The organism is Massilia timonae CCUG 45783 (assembly GCF_000315425.1).
In the GTDB taxonomy this organism is placed as follows: Bacteria; Pseudomonadota; Gammaproteobacteria; order Burkholderiales; family Burkholderiaceae_D; genus Telluria; species Telluria timonae.
Map to the genome: position 1 here is coordinate 103,457 of NZ_JH992926.1, position 25,097 is coordinate 128,553.

Consider the following 25,097-nt stretch of genomic DNA (forward strand, 5'->3'; position numbering starts at 1 on the left):
CGGCGCCATGGCTACGCATATGAATGACTTGATCGGAGGGCATGCGTACGGCGTGGTCGACGCCACGATGCGCGCCCTGGTGCCAAAGGGGGTGCGTGTAGCACCGCTGGTGCCGCGAAGGTTGGCTGGCAGCGCCCATCTGATGCCTGCCTTGGTCGAGCTGAAATCAGCTCGGGAATCGGCGCTGGGGGAACTTTTTGGCGGTACCGATGACACTGCCCCCGGGATGAACATCCCCGTTGTGGCGGTAATGCTGAAGACGGCGATCGGCATGGACGAAGTCGAGCGTCGCTGGAATGCCGGGCAACTCGCGTCCCCTCATAGTGGAAATCTTGTCTGGTTAAGGATGCATGACCCACGCGTCCTCCATCAGCTACTCCGTATCCTTTCGCCTGCCCAGTGTCGCCACTTGTTCGGACGGATCGACGCCATCACTTATCGGATCGGCGGCGCATGGGTGGAGCGGAAGATTGGAGGGAGCATTCCCCAGCCTCGCCCGGACCGTGCTAATGAAGCGCCCGCGTACAGGGACTGGGCACGTATCGCCAGAATCGGGATTGTGAATCGCGCACTACGACGTGCGGACATACGGGACGCCGCTCAGCTGGATATTTGCAGTGAAGCAGCCGAAGCGGCGCTGGATCGTGGCGCCTCGCGATATGGACTGCTGGGGGCTGAGGATCTGACCGAGTTCGCGTTTCGCGCCCTGGTGTGCCGCCCCGGCTTCGATGAAGACCCCTGCGTCGCGGCCGCTATAAGGCAATACGCCTCGAACCGCAACGATTCCTATTTATCAGACCATTTCGCACTGATCGCCCCAGAGGTCTGGCGCGCCTTGCGCGAGGGCGCCTTGGTGGAAGATCGGAGAATGTCATGCTAGCGTCAAAGAAATGCGAGTTCTGCGACAAGCGCGGTTTGCCTCTATTGCTTGTGCGTGACGCGGTGGTTCCCGCGCGCTCAGGCGCTCCGGAGACAAAAGGCCCGCCGATAGCATTGCCGCCCACGACTGCCCACTATACCAAGCGGCTGCTGCGTAGCGGTTACGTCAACGTATACGACGAAGCCCGGCAGAGATGGGACTGCTATTTCGTGACACCGGAAGCGCTTCTCTACAAGCTCTCGCTGACGTCGATTCTCTCGTCTCTGCTCACGCCGACTGGACCTTTTAATTGCACGATCGAGGGACATCGTGAAGCGGCCGGCTGTATCACGATTTCTGATCCGGCCAATGCTACCTCGGTGTGGATCGGATTCAGCGACACGCTGTGGACTCCGAATGTGCGCAAGGCGAATGAGGACCGGGAACTTCGCAGGCGCCATATGGTGGAGGTGGATGTCCGCAGCATCATGGCGGCAAAAAGCGGGCCGCACGAACCGATTCGGCAGGTGGAGGCGGTTGTAACAGAGTATGCGCTGCCGTCGCCTCGTATCAAGCCGCTGATCGATGCGAGTCCGTTCCGATATTGTGCTTGCTTCGGCGGCGGCGAGAAGCTGGTCAAGGAGTTCGAGAACATACGGGCAGGAAAAGGATTGATTGTTACTGTGCCTGACCCAGCCGGCATAGTACAGGAGCTGGCGTTCCTGATGACGCATCTGCTCGAGGCGTTCATTGCAAAAAATCCCACCGACCAGAGGAATCTTGCTGCAAGTGCGGGAATTGATCAGATAAAAGCTTCGATCGTTGGCAAGGCCGAAACGGAAGAGATCGAGGCCGCACGGATGGCGGCATCGAGAATGGAAGCAATAGACCCTTTAGGACATGTTCTGTCTGAGTCAACACGTAACAAGACCGCGAACGTGCGAGAGGTAACGGCGGCTGAGCTTGATCGAGCCACAACGTCTGCATGGTCTAAATACGGCAGGAAGTTCGATGACGCTGCCCGGCAGAAATGGAGGGCGGAATTCGATGCGAAGCTCAAGGCATTCGATGAGCAATCGATCGCACCGTTGGCTCTGCGCCATGTGGAATGGTTCAAGAGTGCAGCATTCACGGATTATCTTGAATTTAATTATGATCCGTCCAGCGCCCTGTGTGGGGCGGCTTATACCAATGTCGTGACCAGCTGTATCGCCGGGACACAGGATAAAACCTGCTGCAGTAAATTGTATGTAGAACTCCTTCAGGGAAATTTTCAAGATAAAAAGAATGTTCTTTTGAGGGCGTCTATCCTTAACCAGTCTGCAGTTGCTGAGTCGATAGAGGAAGCTTCAAGAGTCGCTCTCAATAGTCGGCAAATACCATGGGACAGTCTGTTCGAAGTGTACAAGGCTGCAATGGAAGCGCTGGATGATAATTCTACAAATGGGCTTGCACTGTATATTGCGCAGATATCTGGCCCAGTGGCCCGGATCCTGGGAAAAGTCGTGGATGGCCGACCCGGCTTTCATAAGACGCTGATGATGTTGGGGTTCATCTCTGGAGATGCCGTCACCGTTTTCGAAATTAGTGGGAAGCGTTCGCAGTTTGTAAGGTATCTAGCAAAGCAGATGATACGGACGAGTGGTGCGGTGATCAGCGAGAACCAGCTGCGCGCGGCAGTAAGCCTCGAGTTGGAGCGCCTGCGAATACGCGGCATGAGGGTCGAAGGAAGCAGAAAATTGCGTTGGGTGGTCAGCGCCGATCGCGCCTCTATCGAGAACCTGCCCAGCGGTATGAGTCGAGTTGCACAAGAAACACAGCTGAGGTCGAGTCTGCGATCGGTGGAGCAACTGGAGTCGCTTCGTTTAGAACGCTGGAGATCGGTAATTAACCAAAAAGTTCGATGGGGCGTGGTCACTGCGATCTTACAGGCTGTTTGCTTGACGAAGGTGTATGAAGATGAGGAGACGAGCCTTGCAAATGAAAAGCAAGATGCTCGTTGGCGGCGAGTGGCTGCTATCAGTGGTTTAGTTGGTACTACATGTGAAGTTATCGGCGGCGCATTGCGGGCACGAGCTTCACAGGGGATGCTCTATGGGCAACGCTTTTTGTCGTGGTCGGGATGGGCTCTGATGCAGCTAGGTAGGAGCGCGGGCGCGGTGGCTGGCCTTCTGATGGCAGTACTGGACATGTTCAAAGCGGCAGAAACGGTGAAAGAGAATGGTTTAGGTTGAGCCTGTCAGAATTTCTGTGTGGAACCGGGGTCATGAAATAATCCCGAAAGGACTGTTCCATGACCGAAGTGATGACCACTAAGAAGCTCAAGGAGCAAAAAGCAGCATACCCATTCCCCGTCGAGCTGATCGACCAGTTGCTGGCCCAGGTTGAGAACAAGGACGCTGAGTCGATCCTTGGCGAATCGGGCCTGGCCGGGCAACTCAAGAAGATGCTGGCCGAACGTATGTTGTCGGCCGAGTTGAACCATCACTTGGCCAACGAGGAAGAAGGCACTAAAAACCACCGTAACGGCAGCAGCCCTAAGAAGGTGCTCACGCCCGGCGGCGAGCTCCACCTGGACGTGCCGCGCGATCGCCTGTCGAGCTTTGAGCCCAAGCTGGTGGCCAAACATCAGCGCCGGATGTCTGGCTTTGATGATCACGTCATCAGCATGTACGCGCGTGGGATGAGCGTGCGTGAGATCCAGGCGCATCTGCTGGAGTTGTACGGTACCGAGGTGTCGCCGGACCTGATTTCGACCATCACCGACGAGGTGCTCGACGAGGTCGCACAGTGGCAACAACGGCCGCTTGAAGCGATGTATCCAATCGTCTATTTCGACGCGTTGCGCCTGAAGATCCGGGACGAAGGTACAGTCAAGAACAAGGCTGTGTATTTGGCTCTGGGCATTCGTGCCGACGGCCGCAAGGAAGTGCTGGGTCTGTGGATCGAGCAGACCGAAGGCGCCAAGTTCTGGCTGAAGGTTTTCAACGAGCTCAAGAATCGTGGGCTGGACGATATCCTGATCGCTGTCGTCGATGGCCTGCGTGGCTTCCCCGAGGCCATTGAAGCCGTTTATCCGCAGGCGCAGATCCAGACGTGCATCGTGCACCTGATCCGCAACTCGACGACGCTTGCGGCCTGGAAGGACCGTAAAGAGCTGGCAGCGGCGCTCAAGCCGATTTACCACGCTGCCAATGCCGACCTGGCAGAAGCGGCGCTGGACGCGTTTGCGGAAGGTCCATGGGGCACTAAGTTTCCGACCGTGGCTGCAATGTGGCGGCGCCAGTGGCAGCAGGTGATTCCCTTCTTTGCCTACCCGCCTGAAGTGCGCACGATTATCTACACGACCAACGCCATCGAGAGCCTGCATATGCGCCTACGGAAGATCGTCAAGAACCGCGGCCACTTCCCCAGCGACGAAGCCGCGACCAAGTTATTGTTCCTGGCCTTGCGCAATATCGAGAAAGATTGGAAGATGCCGCAGCGTACCTGGAAGCAGGCTGCCAACCAGTTCGCTATCATGTTCGGCGAGCGCTTCACGAACGCAATTATCTAACTCTGAATTCTGGCCCCGCACACAGAATTTCTGACAGGTCCTTTAGGTTTGCTATTTGTGGCTTATGTAGGGTCGGCGTTTATAGGTCTTCTCTTGGCCTTGGCAATACTTTTCGGGGCGGCGTTTCCAGTAACCCTCATGCTAGTGGCGCTATACGTCGCAGTCGGGCTATTGATCGAGTTTATTAAGGATGATCGGTTACAGGATTGGCTTGAAAGATGTCCTTGGGGAGTGTTGTTGAACCAGCGCTACATTAGCATGAAAATTGAACAAGAGCAGTTGGCTCAAGCGTTCAAGTGAGGATACCGATGAACTATTTTGGATTGCTTCCTAAATATCGTGTCAATCGACCTCTTAGTAAGGAGGAGCTGGATAATCGGCTAGCGCAGAATGAGAAGTTGGATATTGAGCCATACAGCCACCTTTGCGTGATAAAGATGAATTCTACTTTTCTCGAATCTGTAGATAAATGGTATGGTTGGCGAGGCAGCCTTTCAGTATTCGCTCTGCCGGCGATAGTGACTGTTTTAGTAATAGTTGGGACAGCGATCATGGAAGCTCTCACTAAGAGTGATGGGTTGAAATTACAACCATCCGGTATCGAGACTGTATTGATACTAACATCAAGTCTCATGCCAATGTTCCTCATTGGAATATGGCTTTTACGTAAAGATTGGTTCTCGTTTACGCATTATCCAGTAAGATTTAATCGCAAGAAGCGGCTTGTCCATGTTTTTCACACCGACGGAACAGTGAGTAGCACACCTTGGGATGAAATATTTTTTACGCTAGGTCATATGCCGCGGTTGCATGAGTGGGAGATTCGTGGTCATATTCTTGATCCGAAAACGTCGCTTATACAGAGAACATTTTCCCTGAGTTATACTGGCCTCTTGTATCTAGACCATAATGGTCAACGTCCTAGCAGGCTATCAGAGTTCGACTTCCTCCGAGCACATTGGGAATTCATAAGACGGTACATGGAGGAAGGCCCCGAGGCAGTTTCTAACCAAGTCCAGTTCTGTATGCCACTGGATGGAAAAAAAGAAAGCATTCGAATCGGTATCGAACGAATGCTTGCAAATATTGCAGGCGTATATGTTCCGATCTACTTAATGACGTTGCCGCTTTGTGCAATTTTCAGCTTGAATCGGATCTTCGCAATGTGGACCAGTAAAATTCCTGAGTGGCCAAGCGAAGTCGAGGCAGATTGTAAAGTCGAGGTTGATGACCCGTTTGCTATAACTGGCAATCGGAGCGGCGATCGGGTTGCCGTATATCCCGAAGCTGCTGCGGCAGCCGGAGTGGAATTCCGGCCGCGCAAGATCAGCGACGGCAGACTGAAGTTGAGGCCCAGCTATCCCTCGACTCAATTGATGAGATGAAGGCTGGTTTCTTGCGCCGCATATGGATCAGCGGTCTCAGTCCGATTATTAGGGCACTCTTCTGAAAATTACATCAGGCCACCTCTTTCTTGTTCGCCTCAGTAATGGTCCAGTAATAAATCGTCCGGCCATCCACCTCGACCGTCTTCTCCGCCGGCCATTCCGATCCCATATCGAAGGCATGCGACACCACGCGCGTCCCAACCTTGAGCTGCTTCCACAGTTGCGGGCGCAGCCTGGCATTAATGGTCGGCAGCAGATACAGGGTCACCACGGTGGCCGTCGAGAAATCGGTCTTGAACAGGTCGCCTACGCGGAACTGCGCTCGATCGGACACGCCAGCCTTCTTGGCGTTTTCCTTGGCTTCCGCGATGCGGGTCGGATCGATGTCGATGCCGGTGCCGCGCGCGCCGCGTTCCTTGGCGGCGGTGACGACGATGCGGCCATCGCCGCAGCCCAGGTCGAACAGGGTGTCGTTCTTGCCGACCTTGGCCAGGTCGAGCATCTTGTCGACCACCTCTTGCGGGGTCGGGACGTAAGGCACGTCGAGGCGCGGCGTGGCGGCGGTGGCGGCAGTTGCCTGGGCCAGCGCGCGGCCGAACGGGAACATCATCAGGCCGGTGGCGGCGGCGGTGGACAGCAGCAGGGTACGGCGGCGAGGTTGCGGGTTCATCAGCACAGCTCCTTGGTCAGGGTTTGGACTTGGGGGGATAAAACGGATGGCATTCATTGGTCGGTCTTCGCGCGCAGCAGCAGCAAAAGCACGACGCCGATGGCCAGCACGGCGACGCCGATCCAGGCGGCGTTCAGGCCGCCCAGCTGCTGGCTGTACACGTATGACAGGCTCGACCACAGCATATAGGCGCAGCTGGCGCAGAACAGCAGCGGCAGCACTGGATACAGCGGCACCTCGAACGGCCGCGGCGCGCGCGGCTCGCGCCGGCGCAGCACGAACAGCGAGATGCCGGTGAGCAGGAAGAACAGCCAGAACACGGGCGCCGTGAATTCGACCATGGCCTTGAAGCCGCCACCCAACGCGGCGCCGGTCGCGACCAGCGCCAGGGCCGCCACGCATTGCACCGTCATGGCGACCGTCGGCGTGCCGCGCTCGCTGTCCCACTCGGCCAGGCGGCCCAGTTTTTTCCAGTCGAGGCCCATGGCGTAGCTGGTACGGGCGCCGACGATCATGGTGGCGTTGATCGAGGTGAGGGCCGAAACCGCCACGAGCACGGAGATGATTTTTTCGCCGGCCGGGCCGAAGACGACTTTCATGACGTCGGCCGCGACCGCCTCGGAGGCGGACATGCCTTCCATGCCCAGCACCTTCCAGTAGGCCCAGGTGACCATCAGGTAGAGTACGGTGATGATGACGATGCCCATGGTCAGCGCCTTGACCATGTCGCGCGGACCGCCGCGCATCTCGGCGCTGATGTAGGCGGCTTCGTTCCAGCCGCCATAGGTGAGCAGGACGAAGACCATCGCCATGCCGAGGGCGGCGGTGGCCGGGGCGGATGCGCCCGCGGTCGTTGCGGCGGCCGCCGATGCGGGCGCCGGATCGGTGAACAGCGCGGCGGCGCCGACGATGAGCAGCAAGCCGAGGATTTCCGCGACCGTCAGGAAGGTCTGGGCGCCGGTGCCGGTGCGGATGCCGCGCAGGTTGAGCGCCGACAGGCCGGCGATCACGGCGACGGCGTACGCGGTGCTGCCCCAGCCGGCCGGCAGCATGCTCAAGGGAATCGCCTGCTGCATGTAGTCGCCGAAGACAAAGCCGAGCAGCGCGATCGAGCCGGTGGTGATCACCGAGAAGCGCGCCCAGCCGAACAGGAAGGCGACCGAGCGGCCGTAGGCGCGGTGCAGGTAGTGGTAGTCGCCGCCGGCATGCGGATACGAGGTGGTCAGTTCGGCATAGCACAGGGCGCCAATGAGCGAGACGACGCCGCCCATGATCCACAGCGTGAACATGGCCGTGGCCCCGCCGCTCATGCTGGCGACCAGGGACGGGGCCTTGAAGATGCCGGCGCCGATCACGACGCCGACGATGACGGCGACCGCTTCGCGCAGGCCGATGGTGGGTCGGGGACGGGTGTCGTGAGGGGCTGAAATAGCGCGTTCTGCTTCTAGGGCATCCATGTCGTGATCGGTTGGGCACGCCGGCGGCCGGGGGCCGGGTCGCGCTTGGTTACACATGGGGAGCCTATAAATACACTCTCGCTCACCCGCTTTTCGGTACTGGATGTTATCCAGACCGCAGAGCAGATGGCGCGCGATTGAATTGCTATAAAGATAAATACAGTTTGGCGCGGCAGGGCGCCGTGCCGTGCCGCTAGTCCGCAGCCGGGGATGCCCTGGTGTCAGTCACGGCGCCGTCCACGACCGCCGGCAAGGCCGGCTTGTGTCCATTGTTGGATGCATTCGCCGGCGCGGGCGAGCCGAGCCACTCGAAGATGGCCGGCCAGATCGCGGCGTGCGCGCTGCGGCCGACCAGCACGCCGACGTGCTGCAGGTTGACGCCGACGTCGCCCTGGTATTCGAGCACGCGCTTGCGTTCGCTGCCGGCGGCCTCGTGGAAGGGCAGCACGGATTCGGGCGGAATCACCTTGCTGCGGAAGTCGACCACGCACAGCAGCGGCGCGCGCAGGTCGTGCGGGCCGATCGTGCGGCCTTTGACGTCGAGCCGGCCCTGCATGAAGTCGTCGTTGCGGTACAGCGACTCGACGATCTCGGTGAACAGCCGGCCGGGCAGCGGGAATTCGTCATGGGTCCAGCGCTCGACCCGCATATGGGTGGCCAGCGCCTTCGGGTCGAGCAGCGATAGCCAGCGGTCGGCGATGCGCTCCCACTGGAAGGCCTGCGGTTCGGCCATCGCGCTCATCATGTTCAGGTAAACACCGGGCACGTGGCGGAAGGCGTCGGCGATGCCGCGCGCGTGCGGGGTGGCGTTGACCAGCGGCGAGAAGCAGCAGCTGGCCTGTTCGAAGTGCAGTGGCGACTCGAGCAGGATGGTCGCGGTGACGCGCTCGGGGTGCATGCAGCTGTAGATGGCGGCCAGGATGCCGCCCAGCGAGTGGCCGACGATCGTCAGCCGCTCTTGTCCGCTGTCCTCCATGATCGCCTGCTGGCAGGCCGACAGCATGCGGTCGCCGTAGTCGTCCAGGCCGACGTCGCCGTCGCCGTCGGGCATCGGCAGCCATTCGGCCAGGTAGACGCGGTAGCCGCGCTCGCTCCAGCGCTGCACCACGCTGATGTCGGGCGCCAGGTCCCAGATATAGGCGCGCTTGATCGGCGCCGGCACCAGCAGCACCGCCGGGCCGCCGGCGGGAGCGTCCTGGTAGCGGTGCAGATTGAGGCCGGGCTGCTCGATGATCACGGTGGACGGGGTCTGCTGCGGCCCGTAGCCGGCGCGGTCCAGCATCTTGCCGCGGGCCTGGCGGCTGCGGTCCATTTGCTTGAGGGCCTGTGTGCCGAGGTCTCCGAAGGCCCCGAGCTTGTTCCAGTTGCTGGCGTACATGGATGGCGATCCCGTCGAATTGGCGATCACGAGACTCTACGCCAACTACTGCCGGGCTCCAACCGCGCACGCTTCGAATCGCGAGCCAGTTTGCGCTAGGTAAAACTTTGGACAAACAGATATAGCCGAGCGGAATCGAACTGTGCTCACAGATACTTCACCCAGGCCTTGCCGCTCGCGCGCTTGTACTGGCCGAAGCGTTTCGTCGGCCAGTACAGGAGCGCCGCCAGCACGACGGCGCCGAGCCATACCTGCCATACCTGCGAGAAATCCGCCCGCGGCACGCCCAGCATGCCCGCCGCGATCCTTTGCGCGGCCAGCAGCAGGTACAGGTGCAGGATGTAGAAGAACAGCGGCGCGCCGCCGAACACCGCCGCCACCCGCGCCCAGCCAGCGTCGACCTGCTCGATCCAGGCCAGCACCAGCAAGCCCACGCCCAGGGTCAACAGCAGGAAGTCGAGCGACGGCGGGTACTTGGTGAAATTCAGCCACGACATCGCGCTGCGCAACAGCTCGCCCTGCGGCGCCCACGGCAGGTTCTCGCCATAGATGTTCCAGGTGCGCAGCACCAGCAGCAGCGCCAGGCAGGCCAGGGCCCCGGCGACCAGCCAGCGCCGGCGCAGCGCGGGCGCGGTGGCGCGCGCATACAGCGGGCCGCAGGCATAGCCCAGCAGGATCACGCCGATCCAGGCCAGCAGCGGATAGCTGATGCGCACCCGTACCGGGTCGTCCGCTAGGTACCCGCGCTGCTCGAGGATGGTCCAGGCGGCGGCAAGCCAGGAGCCGGGTTCGAACGATAGCCCGGCCAGCGCATTGTGGCCGCCGACGATGGCGACGCCAGTTGCCGCCAGCAGCGCCAGGGGCAGGCGGTGCAGCAGGGCCAGCGCCAGCATCGACAGCCCGATGGCCCAGATCACCTGCAGGTAGACGGTGTGCGGCGTGAAGCTGCCGGTCCAGGCGAAGTTGATCACCACGATCTCGAGCAGGATCAGGAAGGCGCCGCGTTTGGCCAGAAATCCCGTGGCGCTGCGTGGCCCGCTCGCCGGGTTGGCGTACAGCCAGGCCGACAGGCCTGTCAGGAACACGAACATCGGGGCGCAGAAATGGGCGGCCAGGCGCGAGAAGAACAGGCCGGGATCGGTCGCGCCCACGTCCATCGGGTCGCTGACCTGGTGCTGGAGGAAGAAGGTCTCGCGGACGTGGTCCACCGTCATCAGGAGCATGACCAGGCCACGGGCGACGTCGATGGAGGCGATGCGCTTGCTCGCGCCGTGGAGCGGAATGGGGGAGGTGCGAATATTCATATCGGTCGGGATTGTACGGGAAGCCGTCCGCCGGAAAAAGACCGGCGACCGGCGTGGGGCTTGCTCCTCTGGCATACTCGACCCATCCATATTCAGTCACAGGGCAGGGTATTCATCGATGAAACCAGAGATTCTCGTGTTGGGCAGCGTGTGGTCGCCAGAGGTGCGCGCGCAGGTAGAGCAGGCATTCCAGTGCCATTTCGTGCCGGGGATTCCGGTAGCCGGCCAGCCGGCCTTCGACGCGATCGCGGGCGGTATCCGCGCCGTCCTCACCACCGGCACGCTCGGTGTGACGCGGGAGCTGGTGGCCAGCCTGCCGGCGCTGGAGATCGTGTCGGTGCACGGTGTCGGCGTCGATGCGGTGCCGCTGGCGCTGCTGGCGGACAAGGGCATCCATGTGACCAACACGCCCGACGTGCTGACCGACGACGTGGCCGATTTCGCCGTCACCCTGCTGTTGTCGGCCGTGCGCCGCCTGCCGCTGCTGGATCGTTACGTGCGCGCCGGCGCGTGGCCGGCCAAGGCGCCCTTGACCCAGGCCCGCAGCCTGAAAGGCAAGGTGGCGGGCATCGTCGGCTTCGGCCGCATCGGCCAGGCGGTCGCGCAACGTTTGCAGGACTTCGGAATGGAGATCCGTTACTACCAGCGCAGTCCGGGGCCGGCGCCGGAAAGGCGCAGCGCCTCGCTGCTGGCTCTGGCAGGCGAAAGCGATATGCTGGTGCTGTGCATGCCGGGCGGCCCGGAGACCCGGCACATGGTCGGGCTGGACGTGATCGAGGCGCTGGGGCCGGAAGGCACGCTGGTGAACATCGCGCGCGGCTCGGTGGTGGACGAGGCGGCGCTGGTCGCGGCCCTGCGGGACGGCCGGCTCGGCGCGGCGGGGCTGGACGTGTTCGAGGATGAGCCGAACGTGCCGGCGGCGCTGTTCGCGCTCGATAACGTGGTGCTCACGCCCCACGTCGGCAGCTTCACCGTGGAGGCCCGGCGCGCGATGGGGCGGCTGGCGGTGGCCAATCTGCTGGCCCACTTCGATGGCGAGCCACTGCCGACGCCAGTGATTTAATCGAGATGTTCGTGGTGATCGGCCACGCCCCGCTTCCAGTATGCCGAGATCCGCGCCGCCTGGCGCGGCAGGCCCTTCTCGATCAATAGCTGGCGCACTTGCGCCATGAGCGAGGCCTCGCCGCCGCCCCAGGCCAGGCCGGCGCCGCCTGGCAACGGCAGATCCTTCAGCGCCTGCAGCAGTTCTTCGTTCGATGCGACCCAGTGGACGTCGGCGTTGGCCTGGGTGGCGAATTCGCGGCGGTCGGCCGCATCGACCAGCAGCACGGCCTGGACCCGGGCCGCCGACGGCAGTTCTTCCAGGCGCCGCGTTACGGCCGGCAGCGCGCTGGCGTCGCCCACCAGCAGGTGCCAGTCCATCTCCAGCGGCAGGATCATCGAGCCACGCGGACCGCCGATGACGGCCTTCGCGCCGACCGTGGCATTGCGCGCCCACTCGGCCGCGCCGCCATGGCCGTGCAGGGCGAACTCCAGGTCGACCTCGCAGGCTTGGCGGTCGAAGCGGCGTGGCGTATAGTCGCGCCGAACCTGCTGGCCGCCCGCATCGTCGAACATGAACTTGACGTGGTCGTCGAAGGACAGCGACGTGAAATCCGAGAGTGCGGCGCCCTTGAAGGTGATGCTCGCAAAGCCGGGGCTGAGCTGCTCGATGCGCGCAACCTCGACCTCGCGAATCTTGAGGTCGTGGCGAACACGCTCGATCGCGGGAATGTGGGATTCAGACATGCTACACTCCAGAATTAGTTGATAGTATCCACCATTATGCAAAAAGAAGTTGATAGAGTCAACCAAAACCACGGCAATCGTGCGGACGATCCCCTGGAGGCGATGCACGCGATCGTGCATCTCTACCGTTCACGGCAGTTGCGCGGTTTGCGCAGCGGGCCGCACGAGCTGGCGCATATGGAGATGAAGGCGCTGGGCTATTTTGCCCGCCATCCCGGCGCCACACAGAGTGATCTGGTGGCGCATTCGGGAAGAGACAAGGCCCAGGTGGCGCGTCTTATCCGGGTGCTGCGCGAAGCGCAGCTGCTGGAGGCCGCCGCCGACGAGCAGGACCGGCGCAGCACGCGCCTGACGCTCAGCGCGGCCGGGCAGGAAGTGTTCGCAGGATTGCACCGCCAGAGCGGCGCATTGGGGGAGGCGGCGCTTGCCGGCCTGTCCGAAGATGAACAGGCCCAGCTGATGGCGCTGCTGGCGCGGGTGCGCGCCAATCTGGAAGAACAGCGGGCGGACTAGCCCGCCCGGTCGTCCGGCGATTACTCGACCCAGCCGAAGCCGTCGCGCGCCAGCAGGGCGAACGACTCGGCCGGACCCCACGAGCCGGCCGCATACGGATGCGGCTTCTCGTTCAGGGTTTCCCAGCCGTTGATGATCGGCTCGACCCATTCCCAGGCCGCTTCCAGTTCGTCGCGGCGCATGAAGTGGGTCAGGCGGCCGCGCACCACGTCGATCAGCAGGCGTTCATAGGCCTCGGCGCGGCGCTGCTGGAAGGCCGATTGCAGGTCGAGGTTGAGCGCGACCTGCTGCATCTGCATGCCGCTGCCGGGCTGCTTGGCGAAGATCTGCAGCTTGATCGCTTCCTCGGGCTGCAGCTCGATCACCAGGCGGTTGGCGACGCCGCCCGGGGTTTCCGGGAACAGCGGGAACGGCGGATTGGCGAATTCGATGACGATCTTGGACGAGCGGCGGGCCATCCGCTTGCCGGTGCGCAGGTAGAACGGCACCTTCGACCAGCGCCAGGTGTCGATGTGCGCGCGCAGCGCCACGAAGGTCTCGGTGTGGCTCTGGGCCGGCACATTGCTCTCTTCGTGGTAGCCCTTGACCTCCTGGTTGCCGCTCACGCCGCGCGTGTACTGGCCGCGCACGGTGTCGCGCGCGATGTCGGCCAGCGTCATGCGGCGCAGCGAGCGGATCACTTTCAGCTTTTCGTCGCGCACCGCGTCCGGCGACAACGAGGTCGGCGGCTCCATGGCGACGATGCACAGCAGCTGCATCAGGTGGTTCTGCACCATGTCGCGCATCGCGCCGGCGCTGTCGTAGAAACCGGCGCGGCTGCCCACGCCCACTTCTTCGGCCACCGTGATCTGCACGCTCGAGATGTTCGGCGCGCGCCACAGCGGTTCCAGGATCGAGTTCCCGAAGCGCAGCACCATCAGGTTCTGCACCGTCTCTTTACCCAGGTAGTGATCGATGCGGTAGATCTGCGATTCGGCGAAGTGCTTGCCGACCGCCTCGTTGATCTCGACCGCCGAGGCCAGGTCGCGGCCCAGCGGTTTCTCGAGCACCACGCGCGCATTGGCGTCGACCAGGCCGGTGGCGGCCAGCTTGTCGCAGATGGTGGTGAACAGCGCCGGCGCGGTGGCGAGGTAGAACACGCGCTGGGCGCCGTCGCGCGACGCATCGCGCAGGGTGTCGAAGATCTCGGCGTTCGAGACGTCCAGGCGCACGTAGACCAGCAGGTCGAGAAAGCCGGCCCAGCTCTTTTCGTTGAAATTGGCGGCGCTGATGAAGGAGCGCGAATGCTCCTCGACGAAGGCCAGATAGGCGGCGCGATCGTAGTCCTGGCGGCCGGTCGACAGGATGCGGGTCGAGGGCGGCAGGTTACCGTGCAGGAAGGCCATGTACAGGGCGGGCAACAGCTTGCGCATGGCAAGGTCGCCCATGCCGCCGAAGATGGTCATGTCGAGGGGAAGGCCGTTATCTTGCTCGTTCGAGGTGCTCATGTCTCTTTCGCTGACAGGTTGTATAGATCGCTTGCGTCGTGCGCTCGCCTGAAATGGTCTTTGATTGTAGCCTACATGGCCGAATAAAGTCTGGTAAAAGCGGCAAGCTTGCCTTCGCCGTTGGGTGAACGAACGGCGGAATGAAAAAAAGGCGCTGTTCGCGTTATTTCTGCGAACCCTGTCTGTCCGGCCCGGTCTCAGTACTGTCGAGTCATTCCGAAGAGGCGGCCGTGGACAGTCTGGATTTCGATGCATTGTTTGCCGCCCTACGCGGCATCCCGCTGGACCACCAAGCACGCTCCCAGCTGCGCGCATTCCTGGCCATGGTCGACGATGCAGCCGATGCCGCAGCCAATTGCATCGCGCTCATCGAACGGGCGGCGGTCGGGAAGTGCTGTCCTCGCTGCGGCGGGACGCGTTCCCACCGCTGCGGACACGCCAGCGGCCTGCAGCGCTGGCGCTGCCTGGCGTGCGGGCGCAGCTATAACGCCCTGAGCGGCACCCGGCTCGCCCACTTGCGCAAGAAAGAGCACTGGCTCACTTATCTTCAGTGCCTGCTGGATTCTCGGACTGTGCGCGCCAGCGCCGAGGCGGTCCAGGTGCACCGCACCACCAGTTTTCGCTGGCGCCACCGGATGGTGGCCGGGTTCACGCACGAGCGCGCGGCGCGCCTGGCGGGCGTGGTCGAAGCGGATGAAACATACCTGCTTGAATCGCAAAAAGGATCACGCAAGCTGACCCGGCCGGCGCGGCGGCGGGGTGGCGTGGCCAGCCACCGCGGCATCGGCCGCGACCATGATTGCCTGCTGGTTGCTTGCGAACGCGGCGGTGCAGCGCTCGATTTTCATTGCGGACGCGGTCCGGTCTCAGGAGCCTGGCTCGATCGCTGCCTGGGGCCGGTGCTGGCGCCGGATTCGCTCCTGATCAGCGACGGCGCCATCGTCTATCGCGGTTTCGCCAAGCGCCATGGCATTTCCCACGAGTTCATCAACCTGCGCGCCGGCGAACGGGCGCGCGGCGCGCTCCACCTGAACCACGTAAACGGCTGGCACAGCCGCTTCAAGCGTTGGCTTGTGCGTTTTCATGGCATCGCCAGCCGTTATCTGATCCATTACTCGGGCTGGCGGCGGGTACTCGATGCGGGCAGTTTAGTGACGCCGACTCAATTATTGGTGGCAGCCGTCAAAGCAGACTGAGCAGAACCATGTGACGAAATAACGCGAACAGCGCCGAAAAAAAGCCCGCGCAAGCGCGGGCCGCAAAGCCACCAGGATGCAGGACTCAGAACTTGTAGCGCAGGCCGAACAGGTACTCGCGGCCGGTCACGTTGTTCACCACCACGCTGTCGCGTGCGCGGCTGATGAACTGGTCGTTTTCCTCATTGGTCAGGTTGACGCCTTCGAGCGTGAACTCGAGGTTCTCGTTGACCTTGTACGACAGCGACAGGTCGACGTTGAAGGTTTCGTTCTTGCCCTCGACGTCGTTGTTGTTCTGGCCCGGCACGCGGGTCACGAAGCCCGAGCGCTTGGCGCCCGAGATGCGCGCGCTGAACTTGCCGTCGTCATAGAAGAAGGTGGCGTTCCACGATTTGGGCGACAGGTTCAGCAGGTCGTCGGTGATGGTGGCGCCGCCGGTCGGCGAGACCAGGTATTCGATCTTCGAGCTCACCTTGGTGTAGTTCAGCAGGGTGCCGAAGTTCTTGCCCCAGCCCGGCAGGAAGGTGAATGGCTGCTGGTAGCTCAGCTCGAACCCTTTCAGCTTGCCGCCATCGGTATTGACCGGCAGCGTCTGCTGGAAGACTTCCTCGCCCGTGAAGTTCGCCGGCAGCAGCGACAGCGGCAGGCCCGAATCCTTGAACGCCACGTTGGTGCGCAGGCTCTGGATGTAGGTGTCGATGTTCTTCTGGAACAGGCCCAGGCCGACGAAGGCCTTGTTGGCGAAGTAGTACTCGAAGCTGCTGTCGAAGGTCTTGGCGCGGAACGGCTTCAGGAACGGATTGCCCGAGTTGATCGACAGGTTGCCGGTGGTGGCGATGCTGCCGCCCGGCGACAGGAAGCCCAGTTGAGGACGGGTCATCACCTTGGCCGCGCCGAAGCGCACGATGAACTCGTCGGTCACGTTGGCGGTCAGGTTGAACGATGGCAGGGTGTCGGTGTAGTCGTGCTCGACCTTGACCTGGGTGCCGCCGCCGGCCGCCTGGTAGCCGATGGTTTCGAGGTCGGTCTTCACGTAGCGCACGCCGATGTTGCCGCGCACCGGAATATTCCACAGGTCGTGGCGGAACTCGCCCATCAGGTAGACGCCGTCGCTCTTCTCGGTCACCGAGCGGTTGTTGCCGCGCGCATTGCCGTTCTCGATCGACGACAGCGTGAAGTCGCCCGGGCCGCCGGCAGGGCCGCTCTTGATGCAGTTGCAGTAGATGTCGTAGGCGGCGGCGATGGCCTGCAGGTTCGGCACCACCCAGCCGGTCGCGTTCCCGGCCGGCATGCCGAGCTGGCTGCCGAAGCCGGTCATATTGGTGGTCAGGCCGGTCGCGCCGGCCGGCGGCGCGAAGATCGTGTCGTTCTGGTTCACGCGGCGGAACTCATAGGTGTCCGACGTGTACTTCTTGCTGTTGATGCCGCCCTTGAAGGTCAGGTTGTCGCTCGCTTCCCACGCCAGGTCGAACTGGGCGACGTTGTTGACGTTGTCGGTGCCTTGCGGACGGATGCGGATCTCGCTGGTGGTGGTGTTCGGCACGGTGGTCGGCTGGGCGCCGCTGGCGACCTGCGGCACGCCGATCAGGCCCAGTTGACTGCCGTTGACGTCGAACGGATAGCTGATGACCGGGCGACGGCTGTCGCCCCGGAAGTCGATGCTGTAGCCATCCACGTTCAGGGCGTCGAGCGTGACCGTGGTCTGGACTGGATTGCGGAACTTGGATTCGGCGCGCCCGTACCTGGCGCTCATGCTCCAGGTGTCGCTCAGCTTGTGTTCCAGGGTCAGCGTCGGCTGGGTGAAGGTGGTCTTGAGCTCGTCGAAGCGCTGCTCGGAGCGGATGTCGACGTTGTCGTAGCGGCCGTACAGCAGCGAGCCGTTCGGCGCGTACTGCGCTTCGAGCACGCCGACCTGCGGTTTGCCGCCCTGGCTGGCGCTGCGGCTGAACGACGTCGCCTGCAGAAAGTCTTCCTGGCGGGTCGCATCGAGCTTCGAGTACAGCATGTCGAAGGTGAGCAAGGTGCCGCGTTGCGGACGCCATTGCACCGAGCCGGTCAGGCCCAGGCGGTCCTGGTCGTGGGTCAGGCGGCCGTAGCGCGGCAGGCGCGGATGGAAGTTGTTCGGGTCGCTGGCAGCGTTGTAGGCGGCGATGTTCTCTGGCGTGCCGGGCAGGCGATCGGCGCCTTGCGCGGCCGGGCCGCAGGTGGTCGCGGTCGAGTTGCTCGGATTGGCGGCCACGCCTTGCGGCGCGCACCAGCCGCCCGAGGAAGGGCCGTTATCCCAGCGCACGGTGCTGAAACCGTCTTCCAGCACGCGGCGCTTGGAGTAGGCGCCCGAGAACAGGACGCCGACCTTGCGGTCGAAGAAGGTGTTCGAGACCATGAAGGCCGCGCGTGGGTCGGTTTTTTCCGAGCCGTCGTTGTACTTGCCCTTCAGGGCGACGGTGGCATTGAAGCCGCGCAGGTCGAACGGGCGCAGGGTCTGCAGGTCGACGGTGGCGCCGAGCGAGCCTTCATCGACGTCGGCCGAGGAGCTCTTGCGCACCGTCAGGGCGCTGAACAGTTCGGACGCGAACACGTTGAAGTCGAAACCGCGGCCGCGGTTGGTGCCGCCCGAGCTGTCGGTGCCGCCGGTGGTGGCCAGGCCTTCGATGCCGTTGATGCGCACGCGGGTAAAGTCCTGGCCCAGGCCGCGCACGGTGATGCTGCGGCCTTCGCCGGCGTCACGATCGATCACGACGCCCGGCACGCGCTGCAGCGACTCGGCCAGGTTCGTGTCCGGGAACTTGCCCATGTCTTCCGACTTGATGACGTCGACGATGCCGTTGTCCTGGCGCTTGGCGTTCAGCGCGCTCTCCAGCGAGGCGCGCAGGCCGGTCACGACCACGGTCTGGGCGTTGACGGTGTCGGCGCCAGTCGGCGTCGCGGCCACCTCCTGGGCAAAAGCCGGGCCGAGCGAGAGCGCCGATACCGAGGCGGTGCCGAGCAGGCACAGGGTCAGTTTGCGCAGGACTGCGCGGTGCGGGGTGTGATTCATCTTGTCTCCGTGCGTTTTTATAGCGGCGCGTTCAGGTGATCGGCCGGTGTTGCATCTGGGATCTGGTCAGGCCAGTTTTGTAATTCTATGGCAACTTAACGAATTTTGGTCAGGCCAAAGTAAAAATATTTACGAATTGGCCTGACCTGATGACACTTAACCATGGGTGGATAGGGTTTGCTTGTGGCGTTTGCCTGCGATGGTGACGTTATCGAGCGTGACGTCGACGGCGTTGTGCAAGAACCACGGTTTGGCCGTATTGCGCGGCGTGCCGAAGTCCGAATCGCTGATGCGCACGCGGGCGATCGGCGGGATGGCGGTGCCCGGCTTGCCGTTGAAGCTCGACGCGACCGGTCCCAGCAGCACGAAGGCCTGGTAGCACGAGAAGCTGCCCTTGCCGGTATCGACATTGGACGTGCGCACGTTGCTGATCTCGATATCCGACACTTGCGGCGGGCGGATGCGCATGGTGTCGTCGCCCGGCACATAGTCGCAGTCGATCGTGATGATCGCGCCCGCCGTCGAGGCCACCGGTTCCTTGATCTCGCGCGCGCCGGGCAGCGGCTTGTACAGCATCGGCTCGGTGGCCACGCCATGCGGCAGCGTGACGTCGCGCACGTACAGGTGGCGCAGGAAGCCGCCCCGGTTCATATTGGTCTTGAGCCGGATCGCGGTGTTGAGCGGGTCGTCTTTCCAGTGGATGTTGCGAAACTCGAGCTTCTCGGCATACACGTGCTCGATGCCGCCGGCCATCTCGCTGCCGAGGGTCACGCCGCCATGGCCGCTGTTCATCACGCAGTTGCGGATCACCACATTGCGCGTCGGTCCGTGGCCGGTGTCGAGGTTCTTGCCCGCCTTGATCGCGATGCAGTCGTCGCCGTTGTTGAACAGGCAGTCGTCGACCAGCACGCCGTCGCAGGACTCCGGGTCGAAGCCGTCGCTGTTCGGTCCCAGGCTCTCCATGTTCACGCGCCGGATTAACAGGTCGCGGCAATCGACCGGATGGTGCAGCCAGAACGGCGCCGCGTTCACCTGGTAGCCCTGCAGCAGCACCTTGCTGCAGCCGATCAGTTCGATCATGCACGGGCGCAGGAAGTGCCCGTGGCCGAACACGCGCTGCTCGACCGGCACGCCTGCCTCGGACAGCGCCGGCAGGTAGCGCGAATCGGTCTGCCAACGGCCGCCTTCGCCCTGGATGGCGGCCTGGCGCCGCGCATCGATGCCGGGAACCACCTGGTCCAGCGGCGGGTTGTTCGGGTTCGCATGGACCTCGGTGCGCTTGCGCACCGGCTTGCCGCGGCCCTTCCAGTCCCACCAGCATTCCGGCTGGTCGGCAAAACCCGCCTCGAACGGCACGCCGCCCTGGCCGTTGAGGATGCTGGTCCAGTCCTCGCCGGTGAGGGCGATATTGGTCTGGTTGAGCGCATACACCATCGGCGAGTAGTTCAGGCAGTCGTTGCCCTGCCAGCGCGACAGCACCAGCTTGCCGTTCGCGCCGCAGTCATGCTCGCCGTGGCGCGCGTAGTGGGCCGGGTTGGCGGCGAAGTGCACGCGCGCGCCGGCGGCCAGGTGCACGTGCACGTTCGAACGCAGCACGATCGGCCCGGCGCAATACCACTCTCCCTTGGGGATGACGACCCGGCCGCCGCCCTTGGCGTGGCAGGCCGCGATGGCGGCGGCGATCGCGGGATAGCAGTCCGGGGAGCCCGGCGCCGGCGTGTCGAGGGTCCCCTCGACCAGCGATTCGGTCTGGCCCTTCACCTTCACCAGCGCGCAGGGCCTGGCGCCATGCGCCGTGATGGGGAAGTCCTCGTCGCGAAACGCCAGCGGCGTGGCGAAGCGGGCCACGATGTCGGCCGCGCGCCGCCATGGGTTGGGGCGGGCAGCGCCGGGCAGGGCACGGGCGGCGCCATCCTGGTGGGCACGGGCGATGCTGGCGGCGCCGAGGCCGGTCATCATCAGCGAGGCGGCGGGGACGGTGCGCAGCAGCGCGCGTCGTTTGGCTTGGAATGGCATGTCGGTCCTTATCGTTGTTGCGCCAGGCTGACGCGCACCGGGTTGGCGTCGCGCGCGGCCTGGTCTTGCGTCACCTGCTGCCACCTGGCGCGGGTGGTGATCTCGCCGGCGCGGCTCCAGGCGCCGCCGGCGTAGTAGCGCAGCGGCTGGCCGGGCGTGGCCGTGGCATAGATCAGTTCATTGAGCGGGTCCTGGGCGAAGCCCTCGGCGGCCGGCAGCACGACGGCGGTGCCGAAGGCGTCGTTGCTCTTCTGCTCCACCCACTGCAGCAAGACCTTGCCGTCGCGGCCGACCTGGATCTTCGGATCCTGGCCCTTGTCGCCCGGCGTCTTGTTCAGGCCGATGGCGACGGTGAGCGCAGCCGTGTCTCCGGCCGCCGTGGTGAAGGTGCTCTCGATCCGGTCCAGCCAGTGGCCGGCATCGACCGTGAAGCGCTTGACCTCGCTGACCTGGCGGCCGCCCGCGTCCCATGGCGCGTAGTGGAGCTCGAACACGGCGCGGATCGGTCCGTTGGCCAGGATCTTGTAGCTGGCCCAGTTCACGCCCGTGTGCAGCGTCTCACCGATCCAGATGCCGCTACCGCCGGCGCCGCGGGACTTGCCGACGTTGTACATGTCCATGCCTTCGCCCTGGTCCTTGTGGTAGTGGTCATGGCCCTTGTTGTACCAGCGGTCGACGATCGGATAGTCGACCCGCTTGAACCACAGGTCGAGGCCGCTGGTCACCAGCACTTCCTTGACCACGCCCGCGGGCGCCGGCGCGGCCAGCGCCGGGCCATAGGTGCGGTGCGCCACCTTGTCGTTCTCCCAGGCGAAGTCGTCGAGGCGCTCCGGGACGTGGCGCGCGAACGCCTTGACCGGGAATGGCGGCGCCACGCCGTCGATGCGCTCGATGGTGAAGCTGGCGCTCTTCTCGCCGGCGGCGAAGCTGTGCTGGAACAGCAGCTCGCCATAGGCGATGCCTTCGTTGTTCGGGTCTTTCGCCTGCGGCGCGATATTGGTCACCTGGTGCGGCAGCACCCGGCCGCGCGCGTCCTTGACCGCGATCTTCTGGATCATGGCGCCGGGCAGGGCGGCGTTGACGTCCTTCCAGGCAATCGCGATGGTTTCGGACGGGCGCGCGATCGCCAGGTCGTGCTGCACGCTGACGTCGACCTTGTCGGCCGCCTGCGCGCCGCAGGTGGACAGGGCGAGCGGCGCCCCCAGCAGGCTTGCCAGTACGAGTCGTTTCATGGTGTCTCCCGGATCAGTGGTGTTCGCGGTAATCGGTCTTCCCGCCCTTGGGCAGGTAGTGGTAGGTGCGGACCTTGTGCTGGATCTCGAACGCCGGGTTGCTCACCAGGCGGATGATCTCGGCGCCGGCCAGCAGCATCGGGCCGTAGCCGTGCAGGGCGTCGACGCTGGTCGGGCGATGGTAGTAGTAGACCATGTCGCTGGCCAGGGTCGTGCCGACGCAGGTGCCTTCGACCTGGCCCAGCGAATTGATGCGGGTCGACAGCGCGTTCCAGCCGGTCTGGGCGATCGAGCCATAGGTGGTGGCGCTGATCCAGCCTTCGTTGACCGCATGCGCGAACACATAGGTGAAGATGGCGCTGGCCGAGGTCTCGAGGTAGGAGTCGTTCCGGTCCAGCATCTGGTGCCACAGGCCGCTGCCGCTTTGCAGCTCGGCGATGCCCCTCAAGGAAGCGCGCAGCTGGGCCAGCACCTTCGGATAGCCGGGGTGGTCCTTCGGCAGCACGTCGAGCAGGTCGGACATCGCCAGCACCGCCCAGCCGTTGGCGCGCGCCCAGTAGAAGCGCGGCGCGTCGGGGTGATTCGCGTGCCAGCCGTGGGTGTACAGGCCGAGCTGCGGGTTGAACATGCGGCTCGACATCCCGATCACGTTACCCACGGCATCGTCGAAGTAGGCGCGCTCGCCGGTCAGGCGGCCCATCTCGGCCAGCGCCGGGATGCTCATGTACATATCGTCGGCCCACAGCGAAACCTCTTGCGGACGCTTGCGCGCCATGGTGCCGTCTTCCAGGCGGAACTGGCGTTTATATACCCAGTCGCTGCAGGTGTCGATCATGTTCTTCAGGTCGGGGCCGACCTTGGCGAAGCGGGCCCGGATCAGGGCCGCGCACATCGAGCCGCTGTCGTCGAGCGAGCGCGGATCGAGGAAGCGCGAGAAGCTGTTGGCGCGCTCGAGCTTGAACTTCTGTTCCTGGGCGCGGAAGTAGGGAAGGGTGTCGTTGAAGAACTGGAAGTGACGGCGGGTCATGTTGGTGAAGCCGGCGTCGCCGGTGACCTGCGCCGCCTTGAGCAGGCCCGAATGCACCACGCCCATCTCGTACACCTGGATGCCGTAGTCGCCGGCGCTGCGCTCGAAGATCGCGTCCGCGACCGGGTTTTTCAGGTCGGCGATCGGCTGGCCGGTGCGCTTGCTGACGACGCGGGTCGGGGTGGCGCGCTCCATGAAGGCCCGGATCGACTGCAACTGGGCGGTGACTTCGGCCACCACCGGCTTTTTATAGGGAATCGGGTAGGTGCCTTCGCCCGGATCGCCCAGGTTGCCGTTGTCGGGATTGCGGTACTTGCCCTCTGCCAGGGCGGGTCCGCAGGCGAGCGCGCAGCCCAAGAGAGCTGCAAGCAGGTGCAGGGTGTGGCCTTTCATGTGTCTCCAATCGCTTTGTTGTATTACCGGATATCGGCATGTGCTTCAGCTACCGTACTTCTAGTATTGCTGGCTTGCATGGTGCAGGTCCAGGACTGCGTGATCGTCTTGACACTGCTTATCTTGCGTTTTGGTCAGGCCATTCTAATTTGGTCCGGCCAAAATCGCAAGGTGGACTAGCCGCATGCGATTTATTTATGGCATACTAAAAATGACCCTCCCCAATCAGCCATAAGACAGGCAAAGAGACATGAACCACCAAGTTCCGCGCACCATCCGCATGCAGGCCAGCGACAACGTCGCGATCGTCGTCAATGACGGCGGCCTGCCCGCCGGCACCGCATTCCCGGACGGCCTGGTGCTGCTCGAAGGCGTCCCGCAAGGCCACAAGGTGGCGCTGGCGGACCTGCAGGATGGCGACGCCGTGATCCGCTACGGCGTGACCATCGGCTACGCCGACGGCGCGATCCCGCGCGGCAGCTGGGTCTCGGAACGCGTGCTGCGCATGCCGGCCGCGCGTTCGCTCGACGACCTGCCGATCGGCACCCACGCCGTCGATGCCGGGCCGCGCCTGGAAGGCTTCACCTTCGAGGGTTACCGCAACAAGGATGGCTCGGTCGGTACCCGCAACATGATGGCGATCACCAGCACCGTGCAGTGCGTCTCGGGCGTGATCGACTACGCCGTCAAGCGCATCCGCGAAGAACTGCTGCCGCGCTACCCGAACGTCGAGGACGTGGTGGCGCTCGAGCACGTGTATGGCTGCGGCGTGGCGATCGACGCCCCCGGCGCCGACATCCCGATCCGCACCATCCGCAACCTGTCCAGGAACCCGAACTTCGGCGACAGCGTGATGGTCGTGAGCCTGGGCTGCGAGAAGCTGCCGCCGGCGCGCCTGTTCCCGGCCGGCGCGATCCCGATCGGCAACGCCGCGCCGTCGGTGGTGACCCTGCAGGACCAGCAGCACGTCGGCTTCATGTCGATGATCGATTCGCTGATGCGCACCGCCGAGCAGCACCTGCAGGAGCTCAACGCGCGCCGCCGCGAAACTTGCCCGGCGTCCGACCTGGTGGTCGGCGTGCAGTGCGGCGGCAGCGACGCCTTTTCGGGCGTGACGGCCAACCCGGCGGTGGGCTTCGCCACCGACCTGATCGTGCGCGCCGGGGGCGCCGTGATGTTTTCCGAAGTGACCGAGGTGCGCGACGGCATCGACCAATTGACGGCGCGCGCGTCGAGCCCCGAGGTAGCGCAGGCGATGGTGCGCGAGATGCAGTGGTACGACGATTACCTGGTGCGCGGCGGCGTCGACCGCAGCGCCAACACCACCCCCGGCAACAAGAAGGGCGGCCTGTCGAATATCGTGGAAAAGGCCATGGGCTCGATCGTCAAGTCGGGCAGCACCGCCATCACCGGCGTGCTGTCGCCGGGCGACCGGCTGCAGCAGAAGGGCCTGATCTACGCCGCGACGCCGGCCAGCGACTTCATTTGCGGCACGCTGCAGATGGCCGCCGGGATGAATGTCCACATCTTCACCACCGGGCGCGGCACGCCCTACGGCCTGGCCGCGGTTCCGGTCATCAAGGTGGCCACCCGCACCGAGCTGGCGCGCCGCTGGCACGACCTGATGGACCTCGACGCCGGCAGCATCGCCAGCGGCGACGCCACCATCGAGGACGTCGGCTGGGAGCTGTTCCGCCTGATCCTGGACGTGGCCAGCGGCCGTAAAACCTGGGCCGAGCACTGGAAGCTGCATAATGCGCTTGCGCTGTTCAATCCGGCGCCCGTGACCTGAACAC

Annotated in this window: 18 protein-coding genes; 8 read left to right on the forward strand and 10 right to left on the reverse strand. The window is 63.7% G+C overall.

Annotated elements, in window-relative coordinates; translation table 11 throughout:
* Window positions 1–19 precede the first annotated feature (19 nt).
* The 4 genes from HMPREF9710_RS23315 (at window position 20) to HMPREF9710_RS28105 (ending at window position 5,800) form a co-directional block, all read left to right on the forward strand.
* Window positions 20–880: a DUF4123 domain-containing protein gene (locus tag HMPREF9710_RS23315; protein ID WP_157225727.1), complete on the forward strand. Its 861-nt coding sequence runs from the start codon at window positions 20–22 to the stop codon at window positions 878–880.
* Window positions 874–3,093: a T6SS effector BTH_I2691 family protein gene (locus HMPREF9710_RS23320; RefSeq protein WP_005670544.1), complete on the forward strand. Its 2,220-nt coding sequence runs from the start codon at window positions 874–876 to the stop codon at window positions 3,091–3,093. Before HMPREF9710_RS23315 ends, HMPREF9710_RS23320 begins: the two co-directional genes overlap by 7 nt.
* 71 nt (window positions 3,094–3,164) lie before the next feature.
* Window positions 3,165–4,415, forward strand: a complete 1,251-nt coding sequence (locus HMPREF9710_RS23325) for an IS256 family transposase (protein ID WP_157225748.1) — start codon at window positions 3,165–3,167, stop codon at window positions 4,413–4,415.
* 308 nt (window positions 4,416–4,723) lie between these two features.
* Window positions 4,724–5,800 carry a DUF6708 domain-containing protein gene (locus tag HMPREF9710_RS28105; protein WP_005670547.1) on the forward strand — a complete coding sequence of 359 codons (1,077 nt, stop codon included), beginning with the start codon at window positions 4,724–4,726 and terminating at the stop codon, window positions 5,798–5,800.
* Window positions 5,801–5,873: 73 nt separating this feature from the next.
* On the opposite strand, the gene HMPREF9710_RS23335 is transcribed toward HMPREF9710_RS28105, so the two are convergent.
* The 4 genes from HMPREF9710_RS23335 to HMPREF9710_RS23350 all read right to left on the reverse strand — a co-directional run bounded on the left by HMPREF9710_RS23335 (window position 5,874) and on the right by HMPREF9710_RS23350 (window position 10,612).
* Window positions 5,874–6,473, reverse strand: coding sequence for an SAM-dependent methyltransferase (locus tag HMPREF9710_RS23335; protein WP_005670549.1), 600 nt, complete (start codon window positions 6,471–6,473; stop codon window positions 5,874–5,876).
* A 53-nt stretch (window positions 6,474–6,526) separates the two neighbouring features.
* Window positions 6,527–7,930, reverse strand: coding sequence for an APC family permease (locus tag HMPREF9710_RS23340; protein WP_051205177.1), 1,404 nt, complete (start codon window positions 7,928–7,930; stop codon window positions 6,527–6,529).
* Between the two features lie 193 nt (window positions 7,931–8,123).
* Entirely contained in the window at window positions 8,124–9,308 is a 1,185-nt protein-coding gene (locus HMPREF9710_RS23345; RefSeq protein ID WP_005670554.1) for an alpha/beta fold hydrolase, read from the reverse strand.
* A gap of 146 nt (window positions 9,309–9,454) precedes the next feature.
* Complete coding sequence (locus tag HMPREF9710_RS23350) at window positions 9,455–10,612, reverse strand: acetyltransferase domain-containing protein (protein ID WP_005670556.1); 1,158 nt, start codon at window positions 10,610–10,612, stop codon at window positions 9,455–9,457.
* Between the two features lie 118 nt (window positions 10,613–10,730).
* Between HMPREF9710_RS23350 and HMPREF9710_RS23355 the strand changes: the two genes are divergently transcribed.
* Window positions 10,731–11,675, forward strand: a complete 945-nt coding sequence (locus HMPREF9710_RS23355) for a 2-hydroxyacid dehydrogenase (RefSeq protein WP_005670558.1) — start codon at window positions 10,731–10,733, stop codon at window positions 11,673–11,675.
* Here the strand turns inward: HMPREF9710_RS23355 and HMPREF9710_RS23360 are convergent.
* Entirely contained in the window at window positions 11,672–12,400 is a 729-nt protein-coding gene (locus tag HMPREF9710_RS23360) for a siderophore-interacting protein (RefSeq protein WP_005670560.1), read from the reverse strand. The two genes, HMPREF9710_RS23355 and HMPREF9710_RS23360, sit on opposite strands and share 4 nt — an antisense overlap.
* A 36-nt stretch (window positions 12,401–12,436) precedes the next feature.
* On the opposite strand from HMPREF9710_RS23360, the gene HMPREF9710_RS23365 reads away from it, so the two are divergent.
* Window positions 12,437–12,913 carry a MarR family winged helix-turn-helix transcriptional regulator gene (locus HMPREF9710_RS23365; protein ID WP_005670562.1) on the forward strand — a complete coding sequence of 159 codons (477 nt, stop codon included), beginning with the start codon at window positions 12,437–12,439 and terminating at the stop codon, window positions 12,911–12,913.
* Window positions 12,914–12,933: 20 nt separating this feature from the next.
* Here HMPREF9710_RS23365 and zwf read toward each other — a convergent pair whose 3' ends face one another.
* Complete coding sequence (gene zwf / locus HMPREF9710_RS23370) at window positions 12,934–14,400, reverse strand: glucose-6-phosphate dehydrogenase (RefSeq protein ID WP_005670563.1); 1,467 nt, start codon at window positions 14,398–14,400, stop codon at window positions 12,934–12,936.
* Window positions 14,401–14,540: 140 nt separating this feature from the next.
* On the opposite strand from zwf, the gene HMPREF9710_RS23375 reads away from it, so the two are divergent.
* On the forward strand, window positions 14,541–15,596 hold the full coding sequence (locus HMPREF9710_RS23375; RefSeq protein ID WP_229409922.1) for an IS1595 family transposase: 1,056 nt from the start codon (window positions 14,541–14,543) through the stop codon (window positions 15,594–15,596).
* Window positions 15,597–15,681: 85 nt separating this feature from the next.
* Here HMPREF9710_RS23375 and HMPREF9710_RS23380 read toward each other — a convergent pair whose 3' ends face one another.
* The 4 genes from HMPREF9710_RS23380 to HMPREF9710_RS23395 all read right to left on the reverse strand — a co-directional run bounded on the left by HMPREF9710_RS23380 (window position 15,682) and on the right by HMPREF9710_RS23395 (window position 23,301).
* A complete protein-coding gene (locus tag HMPREF9710_RS23380; RefSeq protein ID WP_005670567.1) occupies window positions 15,682–18,633 on the reverse strand; it encodes a TonB-dependent receptor in 2,952 nt (983 codons plus the stop codon).
* A 156-nt stretch (window positions 18,634–18,789) separates the two neighbouring features.
* Window positions 18,790–20,649 (reverse strand): glycoside hydrolase family 28 protein, encoded by a 1,860-nt coding sequence (locus HMPREF9710_RS23385; protein ID WP_005670568.1) that lies wholly within the window; start codon window positions 20,647–20,649, stop codon window positions 18,790–18,792.
* An 8-nt stretch (window positions 20,650–20,657) separates the two neighbouring features.
* Window positions 20,658–21,881 (reverse strand): DUF4861 family protein, encoded by a 1,224-nt coding sequence (locus tag HMPREF9710_RS23390; protein ID WP_005670570.1) that lies wholly within the window; start codon window positions 21,879–21,881, stop codon window positions 20,658–20,660.
* A 13-nt stretch (window positions 21,882–21,894) separates the two neighbouring features.
* A complete protein-coding gene (locus HMPREF9710_RS23395) occupies window positions 21,895–23,301 on the reverse strand; it encodes a glycoside hydrolase family 88/105 protein (RefSeq protein ID WP_005670573.1) in 1,407 nt (468 codons plus the stop codon).
* A 250-nt stretch (window positions 23,302–23,551) separates the two neighbouring features.
* Here HMPREF9710_RS23395 and garD point away from each other — a divergent pair, with 250 nt between their 5' ends.
* On the forward strand, window positions 23,552–25,093 hold the full coding sequence (gene garD / locus HMPREF9710_RS23400) for a galactarate dehydratase (RefSeq protein ID WP_005670575.1): 1,542 nt from the start codon (window positions 23,552–23,554) through the stop codon (window positions 25,091–25,093).
* Window positions 25,094–25,097: the final 4 nt, after the last annotated feature.